A 19,475-nucleotide genomic window follows, 5' to 3' on the forward strand; every position below is an offset into this window, starting at 1 on the left:
GAGTCTTGATTAAATGTTTGCGTTTGGCTGACCGGTTATTCCAGAGTCTGGCCAAACTATAGCAGCTGTCTGTTCACTTGGTGTACCTTGGCCACGGTGGGTAAGCACGAGAGAGTGTTTTATGGTCAACAAGTTACTGGTTACCGGTGGTATCCGGTCTGGAAAAACAGGGCTGGCGGAGCAACGGGCGCGAGACGCCGGCACAGACGTGGTCTACCTGGCCACCGCCACCGCCGGTGATGATGAAATGGCCCTGCGGATCCGGCGCCACCAGCAACAACGCCCGGCACACTGGCAGCTGGTTGAGGAGCCCGTTTACCTTGGCCGGGCGCTGTCAGGCCTGGCTGCCGGGCATGATACCTCGCCGCTGGTTCTGGTGGACTGCATGAGTCTCTGGTTGAGTAATCTCCTGTTCGCCGACCGCTCGCTGTTTCAGCCTGAACGTGCCGCCTTCCTGACTGCCGTGGAAACCTATCCGGGCCCGTTGGTGATTGTCACCAATGAGGTAGGGCTGGGCACCATCGGCATGGACCCCCTAACCCGTCGCTTTGCCGACGAGCTGGGGTGGCTCAACCAGGCACTCGCGCAGCGCTGTGATGAGGTGGTGATGTCGGTGGCTGGTCTGCCACTGACCCTCAAGGCTGGTGGCTGACCAGGCTGCGGAAGGTGCCAAACTCGGACTGGTCCACCTGAATCCGGCTGCGGCAGGCATAGGGCACGGAAAAACCAGCAAACGATTTCTCCAGGGGAATGCCCAGCACGTTGGCCAGCACCATGCGAATAACGCCACCATGGCAAACCACCAGGATACGCTGGTTCGCAAGTTTGTCCTGCCAGCGATCAAACCCGAGGGTGACACGCTGGTAGAAGTCGGTAATGGCTTCACCGCCGGGCGGGTTGGAGTTTATGGGATCCTGCCAGAAGCGGCTGAGATGGTCGCCATAACGTTCCTGGACCTGCTGCGAAGTTAACCCCTCCCAGTCACCAAATCCGATTTCCCGCAGGTCATCTTCGATGTGCAGGGGAATCCTGCGTCTTTGCGCGAGCTGTTCTGCAAACAGGCGGCACCGCGTCATCGGCGAGCTGACAATGGCATCCCAGCGGTCGTGACCGTGGACGGCGGCTTCCATCTGCTGCCAGCCGACGGGGCTCAGCGGGTCGTCCTTGCTGCCCCGGAACATTTGCCCACCCTCGGGTTCGCCATGGCGTATCAGGTCGATCACTGTGGTTGTCATGACTCTACTCCCCGGATTTTCCGCTGATGCCGGCATCAGCAAAGCTGGCCATGTTGTTATGCAGTGCGCAGGCTGCCCGAAGCAAAGGCAGGGCAACCGCGGCGCCGCTGCCCTCACCCAGGCGCATGCCCAGGTCCAGCAGTGGGGTCGCATCAAGTGCTTCAAGCACCGCGTCGTGACCGGGCTCGGCAGACCGGTGCGCAAACATGAGCCAATCGCGCGCTCCGGGTTGCTGTTTAACCGCCACAAGCGCGGCGGCCGAGACGATAAAGCCATCGACCAATACCGGGATCTTGCGGGCTGCGCAGCCGAGGATGGCACCGGTCAACGCCGCAATCTCGAAGCCGCCGAGGGAAGTCAGCACAGACAGGGCGTTTCGGTCGTCGCCATGCCGGGCCAGTGCTTTGGAGACCACCCGGGTTTTGCGAGCGACCCCCTGGCTGTCAAGGCCGGTGCCCGGCCCAACGAGCTTCTCGGGTGGCAGGCCAAGCAATGCGCAGGCGAGTGCGGCGGCACTGGTTGTGTTGCCTATGCCCATGTCGCCACCGATGAACAACCGGCATCCGGCGTTGGCCGACCGCTCGGCTGCCTGGTCGCCACTGGTCAGTGCAGCAGCTACCTGTCCCGGGCCAAGGGCGGGTGTTTCGGCCATATTGGCGGTACTGGGGCCGATAATCTGGTGAATGACGCCGGGGAGCATGGGTACCTCGCCGACCGTGCCCAGGTTCACAACTTCCAGGCTGGCGCCGAGTTCCCTGGCCATTACGCTGATGGCCGCGCCACCGCCAGCGAAGTTGGCAACCATCTGGGCGGTGACCTCCTGGGGAAAGGCGGAAACACCTTCAGCACATACGCCATGATCACCGGCAAACACCACCATGCGGACAGGATCAACGGTTGGCCTGTCTGTGACGTTCAGGGCCGCCAGGGTAATCGCCAGCTGCTCCAGTTGCCCGAGAGAGCCTGGCGGTTTGGTCAGAACCTGCTGTCGCGCTGCGGCAAGTGCGGCGTGTTCGGCTGAGGGGGCGGGGGGCGGTGCTAGCCAGCTTTGAGGCAGGGCCATGACGATGATTCCTTGTGGGCGGAAAACCGAGGATGGTCTTACCGGGAGGCGAAGGTGTCAAGATCAGGCTCCACTCGGTTAGACTTGCCAGCATCTGATTCATGGAGCCCACATTTGGAAACGTTTCTGGTTGCGGTGTTGGTATGTGTCGCGGCGGTTGCACTGGACTGGCTGGTTGGTGAACCGCGCCGGTGGCACCCTCTGGCAGGTTTTGGCCGTTGGGCCTCGGTGGCGGAAGCTGGCCTGAATGGCCAGCCGCAGGCCGCAGCAAGGAGCCTGTGCCTCGGTGCGTTGGCAACCGCGATCGTCGTCACGCCGGTGCTGGCACTGGCTGTAGCGCTGCAATTCTGGCTGGGCGGCTGGCTATGGTTGGTGGCTCAAGTGGCCGGCGTATGGCTCGCAATGTCGTTACGGGGGCTGGCGGAACATGGCCGAGCGGTGTCCACGGCATTGACTGCGGGCGACGTTGACCAAGCCAGGAGAGCGGTGGGGTGGATTGTCAGCCGGGATGCAGCGGCGCTGTCCGACGAGGGGGTGGCCGCAGCTGCCTCGGAATCCATGCTGGAAAATGGTGCCGATGCGGTGTTCTCAAGTCTGTTCTGGTACCTGCTTGCCGGGCTGCCGGGTGTGGTTTTGCACCGATTGATCAACACCCTGGACGCCATGTGGGGCTATCGCAACTCCCGATTTCTTTACTTCGGTCGGTTTGCCGCCAGGCTGGATGACCTCATGAACTGGCTGCCTGCCCGGCTGACCGCCCTCACTTACGCGATGTTGGGAAGTACCCGGGTGGCGCTCCGTTGTTGGCGTACCCAGGCAAGAACCTGGGATAGCCCCAATGCCGGGCCAGTGATGTCCGCCGGGGCGGGCGCCCTTGGTGTGACCCTCGGTGGACCGGCGCCCTATGCCAACGGCATCAAGGAACGGCCAGTGTTAGGTCGTGGTCCCGGGGCCTCGGCAGCGACAATCGAAGGTGCCATTGCCCTGGTACAGCGTGGGGTAATGCTGTGGTTGTCGGTGCTATTCGTCCTCGCCCTTGCCTGCAGCTGGGTGGTGCGTGGAGGTGCAGGATGACGGCCTTCGACCTTCCTGAATCCCCGGAGCATGGCGGGCGGTTACAGGCTGCAATACAGCGTTGGGGCATTCCCCGCGAGCAATGGCTTGATCTGTCCACCGGCATCAATCCGGTACCCTGGCCGGTTCCGGCCATTCCACCGGAGGTATGGCAACGACTGCCAGAGCCGGACGATGGGCTGGAGGAGATCATCCGTTGCTGGGCGGGTGCGCCGGAACGGGCCAGTTGCCTGCCGGTGGCGGGATCCCAGGCGGCGATCATGGCCCTGCCTTCGGTGCGCACCAGGGCGCATGGTGTTGGTCGGGTGGCGGTGCCTGTGCCGGGATATCGCGAGCACGGTCATGCCTGGCGTCGCGCCGGTTTCGAGGTGGTGGCGATTCCTGAGCAGGCAACAGAACAAGACGATCTGACCTGGCTGGATTCTGTGGATGTGGTGGTGTGGATACAGCCGAATAATCCGACCGGGCAGCTGGTCGATCCGGCCCGTCTCCTGCTGTGGCACCAACGATTGCAGGCGCGTGGGGGCTGGCTGGTGCTTGATCAGGCCTTTGTCGAGGGAGAGCCCGGGTTCGGGTTGGAACCCTGGGCGGGCGCGCCGGGTCTGATACTTCTGCGATCACTGGGCAAGTTTTTCGGCCTGGCCGGGATTCGCGCCGGGGTAGTATTGGCCAGCCCGGAACTGGCCCGTGCGCTGGCTCTTGAATTGGGCCCCTGGACCGTCAGTGGCCCGGCGCGTTATTTGATGGCAAGAGCTCTGGCTGACAGGACATGGCAGGTGGAGGCGCGGGGCAGGCTGCAGACGTCACGGCTGCGGATGGACGGTCTGCTCAGGAAATCGGGCATGCCAGCAGCTACCGGCACGTTGCTGTTTCGCACGATCCATCACGAACACGCAGCATCAATAGCGGACGAGTTGGCTCATCGTGCCATCCTGGTCAGGCGTTTTGATGAGTCGTCAGCCTTGCGCTTTGGTTTGCCGCCCGATGAGTCCGGCTGGCAACGTCTGGGAAGTGCGTTGTCTGAATTAACATATCTCATTGACCACCCCCACCCTGGTTGATAGTCTTGCCGGCAATTTCAGGTGCTCTGAGCGTTCCAACCGGGCTGGCGATAGTCCGGCGAACGCAGTGAGTGAAACGGGAAGCCGGTGAGAGCCCGGCGCTGCCCCCGCAACGGTAATCAGGTGAAAGGCAATCCAATGCGCCACTGTGCCTCTGGCATGGGAAGGTGATTGCCCCGGAGCATCCGCTCCACCTGGAAGCCCGGAGACCGGCCTGGAATTTGGAGCCCATGAGTTCCAGACACCTACGTTGCGGAGGGCAGCGGCGGTGGGTGAACCGGCCAATGCAACTGATCGACGCCCCTCCACCCTCCGTCAATACAGACATTTCTCCTCCGCATTAATCAGTATCAACCGCACGGGTGAGTGCGGCGCGAAGCGAGTGAAGAAATGAAGCGTTCCCAAGTCTTGTCTGCCCTTGTGTTCATACCTTTTGCCCTACCGGCGACTGGTTCAGAATCTGAACCCGCCCCGGATACTCTCGAGCCTATTGTTGTAACTGCCACGCTTGGCCCCCGTACGGTGGGAGAAAGCCTGTCGTCGGTGACGGTCATCGAAGAAGAAACCATCCGTCGCGAGGCAGCTGCCGAATTTACCGATCTGCTGGCGGCGCAGCCCGGCATTGATCTGGTCACTAACGGGTCATTTGGCAAGAACACCAGTGTATTCACTCGTGGCACCGCGAATGATTCCACGGTCTTTCTGGTTGATGGTGTGCGCCTTCGCTCTGCTACCAGCGGTGGCGCGCCTTGGCAGTATTTTCCCGTTGATCTGGTCGAGCGTGTGGAAATCGTCAGGGGCCCCCGCAGCGCACTCTATGGCGCTGACGCGGTAGGCGGTGTCATTCAGGCATTTACACTGGATCCAAAGCATGGTGGCCGAGGGTGGGTTGAAACCGGAGCAGGCAATTTCAACACTCAGAAAACCAGTGCTGGCGCATCGGCGACTCACGGAGCAACCCGGTTCAGCCTCAGCGGGCTGCACAAGGAAACCGATGGCACCAGAATAGTGAAAGATGGCGAGGACAAAGGCTTTCGCAACACCGCCGGCGTCGGGCGTGTTGTGCATGAATTGCCGAGCGGAGGAGAGGCCAGTTTCGTCATAATGCAGTCAGAGGGCAATACTGAGTTTGACGGTGGCAACACGGATTTTATGATCCGGACCGTCGGCGTCACATTGAATACTCCTGTCAGTGATTATTGGGCGACGTCCATCCAGCTTTCCGAATCTGCTGACGAGCAAGAAAGCTTCCGCAGTGCCGGCGATTCTGTATTCAACACCAAAACCCGAACCGCACGATGGGAAAACACTTTCACCGCAGGCGTGCACGAGCTCGCAGTCGGGGGAGAGCTGCAATCCGACGAAGTGAAAAGCACCATCGAGTTCGATGAGAACAGTCGCACCAATGCCGCGTTATTCACCCAGCTGCGCTTAAACTTCGGCCCTTCCGATATTCAGTTGTCCTTTCGCGGCGACGACAACGAGGCCTACGGTCGACAGGAAACCGGCGGCATTGCCCTTGGCCACTCGTTTGACCGTTCCCACCGGGTACGGGTGAGTTATGGCACCTCTTTCCGGGCGCCTACGTTCAATGATCTTTACTATCCTTTGGAGATATTCGATTTCGGTGGCAGTTATGCCGGCAACCCGGACCTCAAACCGGAGGAAGGAGCGTCCGTGGAGTTGGGGCTTAGCGGTCGTTACGAACACTGGTACTGGGATGCCGCTCTTTATCAGCTGGACGTAGAGAATCTGATTGAACTCCAGAGCATCAGCGGTGATCTCCGGCCTGCCAACGTGAGTGAAGCCCGTATTCGTGGCGCGGAGCTGGCCTCAGGTCTGCGTTCGAATGGTTGGGATCTTGGGGTCAAACTCACCTTGATGGATCCGCGCGACCGTGAGACGGATAACCGCCTGCGTCGTCGCAGTCACCAATCGCTGAGGGTTGACCTGGACCGTCAAATGGGTGCCTGGAGCCTGGGAGGCACCGCTCTGGCCAGTGGTTACCGCTACGATGATGCTAATAATCAAAATCGTTTACCGGGCTACGTCACCTTCAACCTTCGTGCAGGGTGGGAATTTGCTCCGGACTGGACAGCACGGCTGACGCTTCAGAACGTTACGGATAAGGAATACGCGACGGCAACCCGATTTGATGGTTCAGGATACCTGGCGGCGGGCACCGCAGGGTTTCTTTCGGTTCGCTATGACTTCCGATAAAACTGCATAATCTTGCCGGGGAGGCGCCAGTGGGAAAGCTTAAGGGTGTGAGCATACTGCTCGGCTGGATGCTGTTGGCATCTCCGGCCCTGGCATCCTATGTCTGCGCCACGGATGATCTGGGCGAGGAGATATGCCTGGAACACCCGGCAAAACGCATTGCCGCACTTTCGCCTGGGGCGACAGAACTGGCATGGGCAGCGGGCGCCGGTGACCAGGTGGTTGCCGTGGTGGCTTACAGCGATTATCCCCCGGCAGCCCGAGAGGTCGCTTCAGTGGGTAGCCATACCCGCATGGATATGGAACGGCTGCTGGAGCTGCAGCCGGATCTCGTGATTGGCTGGGTAACCGGGAACCCGACGGAGCAGCTGGTCACACTCAAGGATATGGGCGTCCCGGTGTTCTCCATTGAGCCCCGGAGTTTTGAAGCTGTCTCCAACACCATTGAGCGCATCTCCATACTGGCAGGTACTGAAGCAAAAGGCTTTGCAGAGGCAGAGCGATTCCGTCAGGGCATTGCCGACTTGCAGGGGGCGTACGCCAAGGCTGATCCGGTGCCGGTGTTTTACCAGGTTTGGGATGAGCCCCTGATGACGGTCAACAGCCAGCACCTGATCGGTGAAATGATTGAACTTTGCGGTGGTGATAACGTGTTTGGTCAGCTGGACCGGCTAGTGCCGAGGATCAGTGCGGAAGCGGTGATTGCGGCGAATCCCGAGGCCATTCTGGCGGGTGGAATGGGTGAGGAGAATCGCCACTGGCTGACGCGCTGGCAGGCATTCCCCAGCATCACTGCGACAGAGCGAAACAACCTGTTTTTTATCCCGCCGTCACTGGTTCAGCGACCGACTCCGAGAATGCTTGAGGGAACGCAATTGTTTTGCGAGAAACTGGAGGTGGCCCGTGGCCGACGGCCCTAGTGGAGTAGCGGTGTGATACGCCCGATCACCCTGCCCCTTGCCGTTCTGGCCGCAGCCGGGCTGATCGCCATGGTGATGTCGGTCGGTATTGGCAGTGTTGCAATTGCACCTGCGGACGTGTTGTTGGTGTTTCTGGGTGAGGGCTCCAACCTGCACCGCACTCTGATTCTTGAGCTCCGGCTACCCAGAACGCTGTCGGCCTTTGCCACCGGAGGTCTGCTGGCGGTGGCCGGGGCATTGATGCAGGTGCTGCTGCGTAACCCGCTTGCCGATCCCTATGTGTTGGGGCTGTCCGGGGGTGCCGCCGTGGGGGCATTGCTGGCGATGTTGGCGGGGCTCGGCGGCGCGGTTATCTCCGGTTCGGCCTTTGCCGGTGCCATGCTGGCCACCTTGATGGTGTTCGGGCTCGCCCACGGCACCGGCAGCTGGACGCCCTCCCGCCTTTTGCTAACGGGGGTTGTGGTGGCGGCTGGCTGGGGCGCGGTCATTACCTTGATGCTGGCTATCAGCCCGGCCAGAGAGTTGCCGGGCATGTTGTACTGGCTAATGGGCGATGTGTCCTACGCCAGGGCGCCCTGGCCGGGGCTTGGCGTGCTGGTGCTGGTCTGTGCGCTAGTGGTGCCTCTTGGCCGCAGTCTGAATGTATTGGCCCGTGGCCCCATGCAGGCTGCTGCCCTGGGGATCTCAGTGCGCCCACTGGAATGGCTGATTTACATACTGGCCAGCCTGCTCACGGCCACGGCGGTGACCATGGCCGGTAGCATAGGCTTTGTAGGGCTGGTGGTCCCGCATATGCTCCGGTTGGTGCTTGGTAACGACCAGCGCCTGATTTTACCGGCCTGTGCGTTAGCCGGTGGCACACTGTTGGTGCTGGCGGATACCCTGGCAAGGGTTGTGATCGCGCCGGAGCAACTGCCGGTGGGTGTGATCACCGCGCTGTTGGGCGTTCCCACTTTCCTGTATCTGTTGTACCGGAGTCGCTGATGTCCGGTAAACAACGCCCCCCAATGCAAACCCTGAGTACCCGGGAACTGGTCATCGATATTCCTGGCCGGGCCGACAGTTATCCTTTGGATCTGGCAATAAAATCAGGTCAGGTTTGGGGCGTACTCGGGCCCAACGGTGCCGGCAAGACCACGCTGTTGCACACCCTCGCAGGCCTTCGTTCGCCCCGCGCCGGTGCTTTGTTCCTGAATGATGTACCTACAGCGAAGCTAAAGCGGAGAGCCCTCTCCCAACAGTTGGGGCTGGTGTTCCAGGACCGACAGGATGGCTTCCCGGCAACGGTACTGGAAACCGCGCTGATCGGGCGTCATCCGTGGCTGGCGCCCTGGCAGATGGAAGGGGCAGACGATCTGGCCATGGCAGAGAGATCACTGGAAGCGCTCGATGTCCTGCATCTGAAAAACCGCCTGGTCAGCACCCTGTCTGGCGGCGAACGCCAGCGAGTGGCGATTGCCACGCTGGTGACTCAGTCGCCCCACACCTGGCTGCTGGATGAACCGACAAATCACCTGGACCTGCACCACCAGGTGGCCGTCATGAAATTACTCACTGACCGGGCGGCAGCGGGTAACGCCATTTTCATGTGCCTGCACGACCTGAACCTGGCTGCCCGCTGGTGTGATCATATTTTGCTGATGTACCCCAATGGTGAAACCTGCTGGGGCCCGGCAGAAAGGATGCTGGTGCCGAATGCTCTGGAACGTTTGTATAACCAGCAACTGACAACGGTGGAAGTGGATGGCGCGCCTTTCTTTGTGCCAAAACGAGACTAACTCAGAAGTATCGCGAGGGCAGCGTGTCCCGGAATGCCCTGCCCCGCTGCCCGTCCGCACCGAATTCAGGCGACAGGAAAAGCAACACATGCCAGACAACAAAGTCCCAGCGGCCATGATCACCGCCCCGGGTTCCGGCCAGGGCAAATCCATGGTTACGGCCGCCCTGGCGCGCCTGCACCGGAACGCCGGACGGAACGTCCGGGTGTTCAAACACGGGCCGGATTACCTTGATCCCATGGTGCTGGAGGTGGCCTCCGGTAACCCGGTTTACCAGTTGCACCCCTGGATGACCGGCGAGGACGAGTGCCGGTGGCGGCTGGCCGAGGCCGCCCAGAGCGCCGACCTGATCCTGGTGGAGGGCTCCATGGGCTTGTTTGATGGCAGCCCCAGCAGCGGTGATCTGGCCAAACTGGCGGGTATTCCTGCCTTGCCCGTCATTGATGCCAAAGGCATGGCTCAGACCTTCGGCGCGGTTGCCCTGGGCTTGGCGAGCTTTGATTCCGAACTCCCTGTTCATCAGGTAATTGCCAACAAGATTGGCAGTCCCTACCACGGCGAGCTGTTACGGGAGAGCCTGCCGGATGGCATCAGTCTGTTGGGCGCGATACCCCGAAACGATGCCATGAATATCCCGGACCGGCACCTTGGGCTGGTCCAGGCGGCAGAAATGGACGACCTCAGTGATCGGCTGGATAGAGCGGCCGAAGTCCTGACATCAGCGGGTCTGGATGTACTTCCCAAGCCCGTCCCTTTTCATTTTCAGGCACCACCCAGGCCAGAACCGCTGCTGACCGGGCGCCGGATCGCCGTGGCCAGGGATGCGGCCTTCAGCTTTATCTACCGGGCCAACCTGGATCTGCTCACAGCCATGGGCGCTGAGCTGGTGTATTTTTCGCCCCTGCACGATTCGGAAGTACCGATGGCCGACGCGCTCTGGCTGCCGGGCGGCTATCCGGAACTGCATGCCCGGAGCTTGGCGGAAAACCAGCCTATGCAATTGTCGATCCGCGCCTTCCATCAGGCCGGTAAGCCCATTCTGGCAGAGTGTGGCGGGCTAATGGCCTGTGCCGAAGAACTGGCAGACAAAGACGGCACGGTGCATGGCCTGCTGGGCCTGGTACCCGGGCGCGCTACCATGGCTAACCGTTTGACCGCGCTGGGGCTGCAAAGTCTGGAAACCCAGCTGGGCGGGTTGCGGGGCCACACCTATCACCATTCCAGTCTTGATACCCCTTGGCAACCTGCGGCCAGGGCGAAGAAGCAGGCCGGCTCTGACGGAGAGGCGGTGTATCGCCACCAGAATCTGGTGGCCAGCTATTTTCACGGCTACTTCCCGTCGTCGCCGGCCTTGGTTGCCGCGATCTTTCGCGGCGAGGACATCCGGTTTTCCTGATGAATACAAATGCGTGAATCCAAGGAGAGTCATCATGCGTGAACGCGCCAAAGACCCCGAACGCCATGCCAAGCGCATGGCCGCCAAACAGAAAATCATGCAGGAACGTATCGCCCGTGCCCAGAAAGAACAGGGCGTGTTGCTGGTGCTGACCGGCCCAGGCAAAGGCAAGAGCAGTTCCGGCTTCGGCATGGTAGCCCGGGCTCTGGGCCATGGTATGAAAGTGGGCATCGTCCAGTTTATCAAGGGCGCCTTCAGCACCGGCGAGGAAGCGTTCTTCCGGGGGCTGCCGAACGTGACCTACCACGTGATGGGACAGGGCTACACCTGGGACACCCAGAATCGGGAACAGGATGTGCAGAGTGCGACTGAAGCGTGGAATATCGCAGCTGATATGCTCAGGGACGACAGCTATGACCTGATTCTGCTGGACGAACTGAATATCGCGCTGAAGTACGACTACATCGACCTGGACCGGGTGCTGGACGACCTGCAGGCCCGGCCGGAAATGCAGCATGTCGTGGTCACCGGCCGTGGTGCTCCCCAGGAACTGATCGACCTGGCCGACACCGTGACCGAAATGGGTGTGGTCAAGCACGCCTTCAAGGATCAGGGCATCAAGGCCCAGAAGGGCGTGGAGCTGTAAATGCCCACTCTGATGGTGCAGGGTACCACCTCGGATGCCGGCAAGACCACGGTGGTGGCGGCCCTGTGTCGCTGGCTGGCGCGTCAGGGGGTGTCGGTGGCACCGTTCAAACCCCAGAACATGGCCCTGAACAGTGCGGTCACTGTGGATGGCGGCGAAATTGGCCGCTCCACGGCGTTGCAGGCACTGGCCTGTGGTCTGGAGCCCCACAGTGACATGAACCCGGTGTTACTGAAGCCCCAGAGCGATTGCGGGGCCCAGGTCATCCTGCGGGGGAAGGTCCACGGCAATATGGATGCGCTGGATTACCATGCCTACAAGGCCGAGGCCATGGCCTCCGTGCTGGCCAGTTGGCAGGCCCTGGACGAGCGTTATGATGTGATCATTGCCGAGGGTGCCGGTAGCCCGGCGGAAATCAACCTGCGGGCCAACGACATTGCCAACATGGGGTTTGCTGAGGCCGCTGATTGCCCGGTGCTGTTAGTAGGTGATATCGATAAAGGCGGTGTGTTTGCCCAGTTGGTGGGCACCCTGGCGTTGATCTCCGACAGTGAACAAGCCAGAACGGCCGGATTTATCATCAATCGGTTCCGGGGTGACATTGCGCTGTTGGAGCCCGGGCTGGACTGGCTGGCCGAACACACTGGCAAGCCGGTGTTCGGGGTCTTGCCCTACCTGCACGGGTTGGTGATAGATTCCGAAGACAGTGTCAGTGCCGCCGGTACCAGCGAGGCCGGCGCCTTGAAAGTGGTGGTGCCGGTACTGCCCAGGATCAGCAACCACAATGATTTTGATCCGTTGCGATTGAACCCGGGGGTGGACCTGGTTTTCGTGGGGCCGGATGCGCCCATTCCACCGGCGGATCTGATTATTCTGCCCGGCAGCAAAAGTACCCGCCACGACCTGCAGTGGCTGAAACAACAGGGCTGGCCCGAGGCCATCCAGAAACATCTGCGCTATGGCGGCAAGCTGCTGGGTATCTGTGGCGGATTCCAGATGCTGGGGCTTCGGGTGGAAGACCCGGACGGGCTGGAAGGCGAAGTTGGCAATACCGAGGGCCTGGCACTGTTCGAGATGGTCACCCGCATGGTGTCGGGTAAGCAGCTCAGACAGGTGACCGGTAGGCTATCCACCGAGGTTGCTGGAAGTGGTGTTAAGGCGACAATGACCGGCTATGAAATGCACAACGGAGTCACCGAAGGCTCAGCGCTGGCCAGGCCTTTTGCGCTGATTGATGGGCGACCGGACGGTGCGGTCAGCGCCGACGGTCAGGTGGTGGGCACCTATGTGCACGGTCTCTTTGATGAGCCTGCCGCTTGCGATGCCATTCTTCGCTGGGCTGGTCTCAATACACAGAGTGCGCAGTCAGTGGATTATCAGAGTCACCGTCTGCAGCAGCTCGACCGCCTGGCAGATCAGGTGGAACAGTATTTGGACACGGACCGGTTAAGGAGCCTGTTGCAGTTATGAGCAACCAGAACGACCCATTCACGGATGCCCAACGTGAGGGGCTTTACCGGGCCATCTTCGAGCGTCGGGATGTGCGCTCGCAGTTCTTGCCGGATGCCATTCCGGATGAGGTGCTGGCCCGTATTCTGAGGGCAGCCCACCATGCGCCGTCAGTGGGATTCATGCAGCCCTGGGATTTCATCGTTATCGACAGCCTGGCGGTGCGCGAGCAGGTGCTGGCCAGCTTCAATGAGGAAAACACAAAAGCCTCGGAAAACTACACCGGCGAGCGACAGCAGACCTACCGGACACTCAAACTTCAGGGCATTCTGGAGAGTCCCATTAATCTATGCATTACCTGTGACCGTTCCCGCGGCGGGCCCCATGTGCTCGGCCGTAACTCGATCATGGAAATGGATCTGTTCAGCACCTGTCTGTCGGTACAAAACCTGTGGTTGGCGGCGCGAGCAGAGGGTATTGGTGTGGGCTGGGTCAGTATTCTGGATCAGGGAATACTGTCTGACATCCTGCAGCTGCCAGATCACGTATACCCTCTTGCGTATCTGTGCCTGGGGTATGTCAGCGAGTTTCTGGAACAGCCGGAGCTGCAGGCCAAAGGCTGGCGTTCACGGCTTCCGCTGGAAGAGCTGGTGCATGGCAATGGCTGGGGTCAGCCTCTTGAGCATCAGAGTCTGGCAAGTTACCTCGCCGGCAAATGAAGGGCACCGAACAAGAGCATGATCGTTTTCCTCACAGGTCCTGAATTGGGTACGATCAGACTCGATTTGGGGCTTCTGTTCAGGAGGTGAGATGAAGTTTTCCGAGCTCTACCAGCAGGCACTGGCCCGCAAAGGCGGTGAACAGGCCCTGAAATCCATGCTGCCACCGGTCACCGACAAGCAGCGCCTGGCCAAGATCAGCGACGACCGTTACCTTTCCGAGATCACCCGGTGCATTTTCAAGGCTGGGTTTGTCTGGCGGGTGATCGAGAACAAATGGCCGGATTTTGAGGCGGCGTTCGAAGGGTTTGTGCCCGCCTACTGGCAGCAGGTCCCACCGGAGGTTCTGGAGCGGCTGGCAACGGACGAGCGGATTGTTCGTAATATGCAGAAGATCCGCACGGTTCCGGAGAATGCCCGGATGATCATGGACGTGGCGAAAGATCATGGTAGCTTTGGCCGGTTTCTGGCGCAGTGGCCGTCAACCGAGCAGGTGGGGCTGCTGCTGTACCTGAAGCGCAACGGCGAGCGTCTGGGGGGTAATTCCGCCCAGTATTTCCTGCGCCGGGTGGGGTGGGATGGCTTTATCCTGTCTCACGATGTGGTGACCGCACTGACCCGTGCCGGAATTCTGGATGCGTCGCCTGCCAGCAAGAAGGGGCTCACCCAGGCCCAGGAAGCATTTAATCGCTGGCATGAGGAAACCGGGATGCCCATCAGTCAGCTTTCCCGGATAGTGTCATTCACGGTGGATAATTGACCCTTTGTTCACAAAAAAAGCAGAAGGGCCAATTCGCTCAATACCACGCTGGCACCCAAGGCGTCTCCGGTATAGCCCCCCAACTGCTGTTTCAGATACGTGCCCCAGCAGAATGCCGTCAGGATGACGGCAGACAGCGCCCCGGCAAATAATATCGGGTTCCAGTAGGACAGCACGGCCGCGACAACCAGGGTGAACCCAGCCGCAACCAGCAGGCGTTGCAGTGGAAAACCATCGGCAACAGGTTTGGATTTGCTGGTGTCGGGGTCCGTCACATAGTCCAGCATTGCCATCAGGATCAATGGCGTCATTCGGGCGATCGCTGGCGCTACCAGCAGAGCTAGCCAGATGCTGCTGGCCTCTAACAGTAAGGCTACTTTAAGCAGTAAGGCCATTGTCAGAGCTGCCGCACCATAGGTGCCTATTCGGCTGTCTTTCATAATGGCCAACCGCCGTTCAACCGTGTAGCCACCCCCAAGAGCATCAACACTGTCGGCCAGACCATCTTCATGGAATGCACCGGTCAGGAATAGGTGCAGGATAACGACCAGAATGATGCCAACCAGGGGGCTGAAGGCCAGCGTAAGCAGGGCCCAAGAGGATGCATAGATAGCCCCCAGCAACAGCCCCACCAGCGGGAAATACAGGCTGCTCTGGTTCATCAGTCGCTGTGAATACTGGATTTTGGCCAGCATGGGAAAACGGGTCAAAAAGCTTACAGCCAGCCAGAAGGCCTGCCACTCAAGCTTGGCTTTTCGGTTTAAACGCACGGAGACACTCCATCAGCCTTGGGTGCGGTATTGTAACGGGTGTGGTCCAGAGGTGCAGGCCATTGCTGACCTTAGATGATCGGATATGTGAGGTCCCTTTCCCGATAAGCTAAACTAACTAAGTAAATGATTTGGGAGACCCGCCGTTTATGCCCAGCAGATCTGATGGCGAGCTGAACACCGCTATACCTGTATCCTTTTTCCAGAAGCTCGCATCAGGGGTTCCCGGTATTCTTTTTACCTACTGGCTGAGCCCAGACGGGCAGTCCCATCGTTATCCCTATGTCAGTGACCAGGTACAAGACCTGTTCGGCGTTGAGCCTGACCGGCTTAAAGAAGATGCCGAAGCAGTATTCTCGGTGATTCATCCAGAGGATGCGACCGGGGTGGCGGACAGTATCGTGCACTCGGCGCAGACTTTGGAGCCTTGGCGGTACCGGGCGCGTCTGAGGTTGCTGGATGGCCAGTATCAGTGGTTTGAGGCCCATTCAGTGCCGGAGCGCCAACCCGATGGCAGCACCATCTGGTATGGTCAGTTTCACAACATACAGCACTACAAAGAACTGGAGCAGACCCTTCGGGACAGCGAAGCGGAGTTCCAGTTTCAGGCGGGTTTTCAGAAGCTGATTGCCCGTTTGTCCGGAGAGTTTATCCAACTTGGATTTGGTTCGATCGACGACTGCATTGATGAGTTACTCCGCTCCATTGGTGGTTTTTTTGGCATTGATCGAGCCTATGTCTATCGGTTCTCGCCGGATCACCTGACAATGACCAACACCCACGAATGGTGTGCGCCGGGGGTGGCGTCCCTGATGGCAGATCAGCAAGGTGTGGTGATTCAGGATTTTCAGTGGTGGCAAACGCAAATCAACGCGATGAAACACCAGAACCAGGTGGTTTTTATTGAGGACGTCAATCAGTTGCCGCCCGAGGCCGGCAACGAGCGTGCCCTGTTGGAGGCGCAGGGGGTCAGTTCCATGTTCTGCGTGCCCATCTGGATACGTGGCCAGGTAATGGGCTTTTTTGGCGTTGATTCGTTATCGCAAAGGCCTTGGCGGCAGGACATGGCAGACCTTCTGATCATTGTCTCCGGGCTTCTGTCTGGTGCTCTTGAGCGCAATCGCCTGGAGGAAGACTTGCTGAACCAGTCGATTCGCGACCCTCTCACCGGCCTTCACAACCGTCGCTACCTAATGCCCAGGCTGGACGAGGTGCTGGCAACCTGCAGCCGCCATGGTGAGCGTTTTTGCCTGGCGATGTTTGACATCGATCACTTTAAACGGATTAACGATAACCTGGGTCACCTGGCCGGGGACCAGGTGTTGGTGCGGTTTGCCGAGCTGCTTCTGGCGAACACGCGGAATACCGATGTGGTTTCCCGGTATGGCGGCGAGGAATTTCTCGTGGTTTTCACCGAAATGGCGGATTCGAATGCTCAGCCACTGGTGGAGCGAATCATGCACGCCGTCAGGGCGGAAAAGTTTGTGATTGGCAGCGAGACTTTCGGGATCACCGTAAGCGCGGGTTCTGCCTGTGTGGCGGAGCTTACCGAGGAGCCTGCCAGCCCGCACGCATTGATTGGGCTGGCAGACCAGCGGTTGTACCAGGCCAAACAGGGCGGTCGGGACTGCCTGGTCGATGCATCGGGGTTATCACGCATATAAGAAAACAGCATTTCACCTCATATATATTTTCGGTATATTCTTAGATCATAAAGTTAGTGATCGGCAGAGCCCAGAGGTGACGAGCATGACACAGCCCATCGTCCAGCATTTTTTCGACGAGCCCACCAACACGTTCAGTTACGTGGTGCGTGACCCGAACAGCCAGGCCTGTGCCATTCTGGATTCCGTGCTGGATTTCGACTATGCCGCAGGTCGCACCGATGTGCGTTCGGCTGACGGCATTATTGAGTATGTTCGCGCTCACAACCTGATCGTTGAGTGGATCCTTGAAACCCACGTGCACGCCGATCACCTTTCCGCCGCCCCCTACCTGCACGAGAAACTCGGTGGCAAGACGGGTATTGGCGCAAAAATCGTCGATGTTCAGGAAATCTTTGGTAAGGCGTTCAATGCCGGTACCGAGTTTACCCGTGACGGCAGCCAGTTTGACCGGCTGTTCGAAGAGGGCGATACCCTCGCCATCGGCAACCTGGAAGGTCGGGTGCTGCACACTCCGGGCCACACTCCCGCTTGTCTGACCTATGTGATTGGCGATGCCGCTTTCGTTGGCGACACCTTGTTTATGCCCGATTACGGCACCGCTCGCTGCGACTTTCCGGGTGGTGATGCCCGTACCCTGTACCGGTCAATCCAGAAAGTGCTGTCGTTGCCGGCCGAGACCCGGATTTTTCTGTGCCACGATTACAAAGCGCCTGGTCGTGACGAGTACCACCACATGACCACCGTCGCGGAACAGCGTGAGGCCAACGTGCACGTGCACGAGGGAATTTCAGAGGATGAATTTGTCAGAATGCGCACCGAGCGGGATGCCACTCTGGATATGCCCCGGCTCATCCTGCCGTCGGTGCAGGTGAACATGCGCGCCGGTCACATGCCGCCGGCTGAGGATAACGGCCAGGTGTACCTGAAAGTTCCAATCAACCGGTTCTGAACCCGGCATGAACCTCAAACATTATCTGCCCGTTCTGCAATGGGCGCCAAAGTACAGTCGTGATCAGGCGACCAGTGATCTGGTCGCGGCGGTGATTGTCACCGTGATGCTGATTCCCCAGTCGCTGGCTTACGCTTTGCTGGCTGGGTTGCCGGCGCAGGTCGGGCTATACGCCAGTATTCTGCCGTTGGTAGTGTATGCGGTGTTCGGCACCAGCAGGACCTTGTCAGTGGGTCCAGTGGCGGTGGTATCGTTGATGACGGCGGCGGCCCTGGCGCCGCTGGCCGAGGTGGGCACACCGGAGTACATTGCCGGTGCCGTGCTGATTGCGGTGATGTCTGGCCTGATGCTGACGGTGATGGGCATCCTGCGGCTGGGCTTCCTGGCGAACTTCCTCAGCCATCCGGTCATCTCCGGTTTTATGACGGCCTCGGGCATCGTGATTGCGGCGAGTCAGCTCAAACACGTGTTCGGAATTCAGGCCTCGGGCCATAACCTTTGGGAGATCGGCGGCTCCTTGTTGGCATCTCTGCCGGAAACCAACATTCCTACCCTGCTGGTAGGGGGTGGCGCGCTGGCATTCCTGCTGTGGTCCCGACAGTTTCTGAAGCCGTTGCTGATCCGGCTGGGCCTGGCCAACAGGCGCGCAGATATCATCACCAAAACCGCTCCGATTCTGGCGGTGGTGGTGACCACGCTGATCGCCTGGTGGCTGAATCTGGACGAGAAAGGCGTTCGCCTGGTGGGCGAGGTTCCGGCCGGGTTACCCGCATTTACCATGCCGGCACTGGATTTGGCGATCTGGTCGCAGTTGGCGGTCAGTGCCCTGCTGATCAGTGTGGTTGGCTTTGTCGAATCGGTGTCGGTGGGCCAGACCCTGGCCGCAAAACGGCGCCAGAGAATCGATCCGGACCAGGAGTTGATCGGCCTGGGCACTGCGAACTTGGGCTCCGGGCTCTCCGGAGGGATGCCGGTGACCGGTGGTTTTTCCCGTTCGGTGGTGAACTTCGAGGCCGGCGCAGAAACGCCGGCGGCCGGCGCTTACACGGCAGTCGGTATCGCCCTGGCCACGTTGTTCCTGACTCCGGCCATCGCCTGGCTGCCCCAGGCCACCCTGGCGGCCACGATCATTGTGGCGGTCGCCACGCTGATTGACCTGCCAGCGCTGGGCCGCACCTTCAGGTACTCCCGGACGGATTTCGGTGCCATGCTGGCGACCATTGTGCTGACGCTGGTTCACAGCGTTGAGGCAGGCATTATTACAGGTGTTGCCCTGTCGATCGGCCTGTTTCTGTACCGCACCAGCCGCCCCCACAGTGCCGTGGTGGGCCGGGTGCCGGGCACCGAGCACTTCCGGAATGTTCTGCGCCACGACGTGGAACTGTGCCCGAAAGTGACTTTTTTGCGGGTGGACGAAAGCCTCTACTTTGCCAACGCCCGGTTCCTGGAGGAGCGAGTGATGGACCTGGTCACCCGGGAACCAAAGCTGACCGACCTGGTGCTGGTCTGCCCGGCGGTGAACCTGGTGGATGCGTCAGCCCTGGAAAGCCTGGAAGCCATCAACGAGCGGCTGACCGATGCCGGGGTGCGGCTGCATCTGTCGGAGGTGAAAGGTCCGGTGATGGATCGGCTGAAGGGTACCGAGCTCATCCGGCACCTCGGGGGCAACGTCCACCTGAGCACCTTTGCGGCCTGGCAGTCCCTGACCGGGCGTACCACCCCGGAGTGACCGGGGTCATGTGATCCCATTGACCGGTCGGGGGGTATC

At 60.1% G+C, this 19,475-nt stretch carries 18 protein-coding genes and 1 riboswitch; of the genes, 15 read left to right on the forward strand and 3 right to left on the reverse strand.

Annotated elements, in window-relative coordinates; translation table 11 throughout:
* Positions 1 to 121 precede the first annotated feature (121 nt).
* Positions 122 to 652: a bifunctional adenosylcobinamide kinase/adenosylcobinamide-phosphate guanylyltransferase gene (gene cobU, locus FIV08_RS01065; protein WP_152437068.1), complete on the forward strand. Its 531-nt coding sequence runs from the start codon at positions 122 to 124 to the stop codon at positions 650 to 652.
* Here the strand turns inward: cobU and FIV08_RS01070 are convergent.
* Together FIV08_RS01070 and cobT are read right to left on the reverse strand one after the other, a co-directional pair.
* Positions 636 to 1,235: a histidine phosphatase family protein gene (locus FIV08_RS01070; RefSeq protein ID WP_152437069.1), complete on the reverse strand. Its 600-nt coding sequence runs from the start codon at positions 1,233 to 1,235 to the stop codon at positions 636 to 638. The genes cobU and FIV08_RS01070 overlap by 17 nt on opposite strands.
* 4 nt (positions 1,236 to 1,239) lie before the next feature.
* On the reverse strand, positions 1,240 to 2,298 hold the full coding sequence (cobT, locus tag FIV08_RS01075; RefSeq protein WP_152437070.1) for a nicotinate-nucleotide--dimethylbenzimidazole phosphoribosyltransferase: 1,059 nt from the start codon (positions 2,296 to 2,298) through the stop codon (positions 1,240 to 1,242).
* 114 nt (positions 2,299 to 2,412) lie between these two features.
* Here cobT and cbiB point away from each other — a divergent pair, with 114 nt between their 5' ends.
* The 11 genes from cbiB (at position 2,413) to FIV08_RS01130 (ending at position 14,321) form a co-directional block, all read left to right on the forward strand.
* Positions 2,413 to 3,372, forward strand: coding sequence for an adenosylcobinamide-phosphate synthase CbiB (cbiB, locus tag FIV08_RS01080; protein WP_152437071.1), 960 nt, complete (start codon positions 2,413 to 2,415; stop codon positions 3,370 to 3,372).
* On the forward strand, positions 3,369 to 4,433 hold the full coding sequence (cobD, locus tag FIV08_RS01085) for a threonine-phosphate decarboxylase CobD (protein ID WP_152437072.1): 1,065 nt from the start codon (positions 3,369 to 3,371) through the stop codon (positions 4,431 to 4,433). The genes cbiB and cobD overlap by 4 nt, the downstream gene beginning before the upstream one ends.
* A gap of 24 nt (positions 4,434 to 4,457) precedes the next feature.
* Positions 4,458 to 4,666, forward strand: a riboswitch (cobalamin riboswitch).
* Between the two features lie 157 nt (positions 4,667 to 4,823).
* A complete protein-coding gene (locus tag FIV08_RS01090) occupies positions 4,824 to 6,653 on the forward strand; it encodes a TonB-dependent receptor domain-containing protein (protein WP_152437073.1) in 1,830 nt (609 codons plus the stop codon).
* A gap of 29 nt (positions 6,654 to 6,682) precedes the next feature.
* On the forward strand, positions 6,683 to 7,573 hold the full coding sequence (locus tag FIV08_RS01095) for a cobalamin-binding protein (RefSeq protein WP_152437074.1): 891 nt from the start codon (positions 6,683 to 6,685) through the stop codon (positions 7,571 to 7,573).
* A gap of 69 nt (positions 7,574 to 7,642) precedes the next feature.
* The gene (locus FIV08_RS01100) at positions 7,643 to 8,557 is read left to right on the forward strand and encodes a FecCD family ABC transporter permease (RefSeq protein ID WP_061331429.1); all 915 of its coding nucleotides are present in this window, start codon (positions 7,643 to 7,645) and stop codon (positions 8,555 to 8,557) included.
* A gap of 23 nt (positions 8,558 to 8,580) precedes the next feature.
* Positions 8,581 to 9,351 (forward strand): ABC transporter ATP-binding protein, encoded by a 771-nt coding sequence (locus tag FIV08_RS01105; protein ID WP_152439556.1) that lies wholly within the window; start codon positions 8,581 to 8,583, stop codon positions 9,349 to 9,351.
* An 88-nt stretch (positions 9,352 to 9,439) separates the two neighbouring features.
* Positions 9,440 to 10,747, forward strand: a complete 1,308-nt coding sequence (locus FIV08_RS01110) for a cobyrinate a,c-diamide synthase (protein WP_152437075.1) — start codon at positions 9,440 to 9,442, stop codon at positions 10,745 to 10,747.
* A gap of 34 nt (positions 10,748 to 10,781) precedes the next feature.
* Positions 10,782 to 11,393, forward strand: a complete 612-nt coding sequence (cobO, locus tag FIV08_RS01115; RefSeq protein WP_152437076.1) for a cob(I)yrinic acid a,c-diamide adenosyltransferase — start codon at positions 10,782 to 10,784, stop codon at positions 11,391 to 11,393.
* Positions 11,394 to 12,863 carry a cobyric acid synthase gene (locus FIV08_RS01120; RefSeq protein WP_152437077.1) on the forward strand — a complete coding sequence of 490 codons (1,470 nt, stop codon included), beginning with the start codon at positions 11,394 to 11,396 and terminating at the stop codon, positions 12,861 to 12,863.
* Positions 12,860 to 13,561 carry a 5,6-dimethylbenzimidazole synthase gene (gene bluB / locus FIV08_RS01125; RefSeq protein WP_152437078.1) on the forward strand — a complete coding sequence of 234 codons (702 nt, stop codon included), beginning with the start codon at positions 12,860 to 12,862 and terminating at the stop codon, positions 13,559 to 13,561. Before FIV08_RS01120 ends, bluB begins: the two co-directional genes overlap by 4 nt.
* Positions 13,562 to 13,652: 91 nt before the next feature.
* Positions 13,653 to 14,321, forward strand: a complete 669-nt coding sequence (locus tag FIV08_RS01130; RefSeq protein WP_152437079.1) for a DNA-3-methyladenine glycosylase I — start codon at positions 13,653 to 13,655, stop codon at positions 14,319 to 14,321.
* 8 nt (positions 14,322 to 14,329) lie between these two features.
* Here FIV08_RS01130 and cobS read toward each other — a convergent pair whose 3' ends face one another.
* Positions 14,330 to 15,091, reverse strand: coding sequence for an adenosylcobinamide-GDP ribazoletransferase (gene cobS, locus FIV08_RS01135; protein ID WP_228715466.1), 762 nt, complete (start codon positions 15,089 to 15,091; stop codon positions 14,330 to 14,332).
* Between the two features lie 149 nt (positions 15,092 to 15,240).
* Here cobS and FIV08_RS01140 point away from each other — a divergent pair, with 149 nt between their 5' ends.
* The 3 genes from FIV08_RS01140 to FIV08_RS01150 all read left to right on the forward strand — a co-directional run bounded on the left by FIV08_RS01140 (position 15,241) and on the right by FIV08_RS01150 (position 19,436).
* Positions 15,241 to 16,755, forward strand: coding sequence for a diguanylate cyclase (locus FIV08_RS01140; protein ID WP_152437080.1), 1,515 nt, complete (start codon positions 15,241 to 15,243; stop codon positions 16,753 to 16,755).
* Positions 16,756 to 16,840: 85 nt separating this feature from the next.
* Entirely contained in the window at positions 16,841 to 17,707 is an 867-nt protein-coding gene (locus FIV08_RS01145) for an MBL fold metallo-hydrolase (RefSeq protein ID WP_152437081.1), read from the forward strand.
* A gap of 7 nt (positions 17,708 to 17,714) precedes the next feature.
* Entirely contained in the window at positions 17,715 to 19,436 is a 1,722-nt protein-coding gene (locus tag FIV08_RS01150) for a SulP family inorganic anion transporter (RefSeq protein ID WP_058092275.1), read from the forward strand.
* The last annotated feature ends 39 nt before the right edge of the window (positions 19,437 to 19,475 follow it).

The sequence above is a fragment of the Marinobacter sp. THAF197a genome, assembly GCF_009363275.1.
Taxonomy (GTDB): domain Bacteria; phylum Pseudomonadota; class Gammaproteobacteria; order Pseudomonadales; family Oleiphilaceae; genus Marinobacter.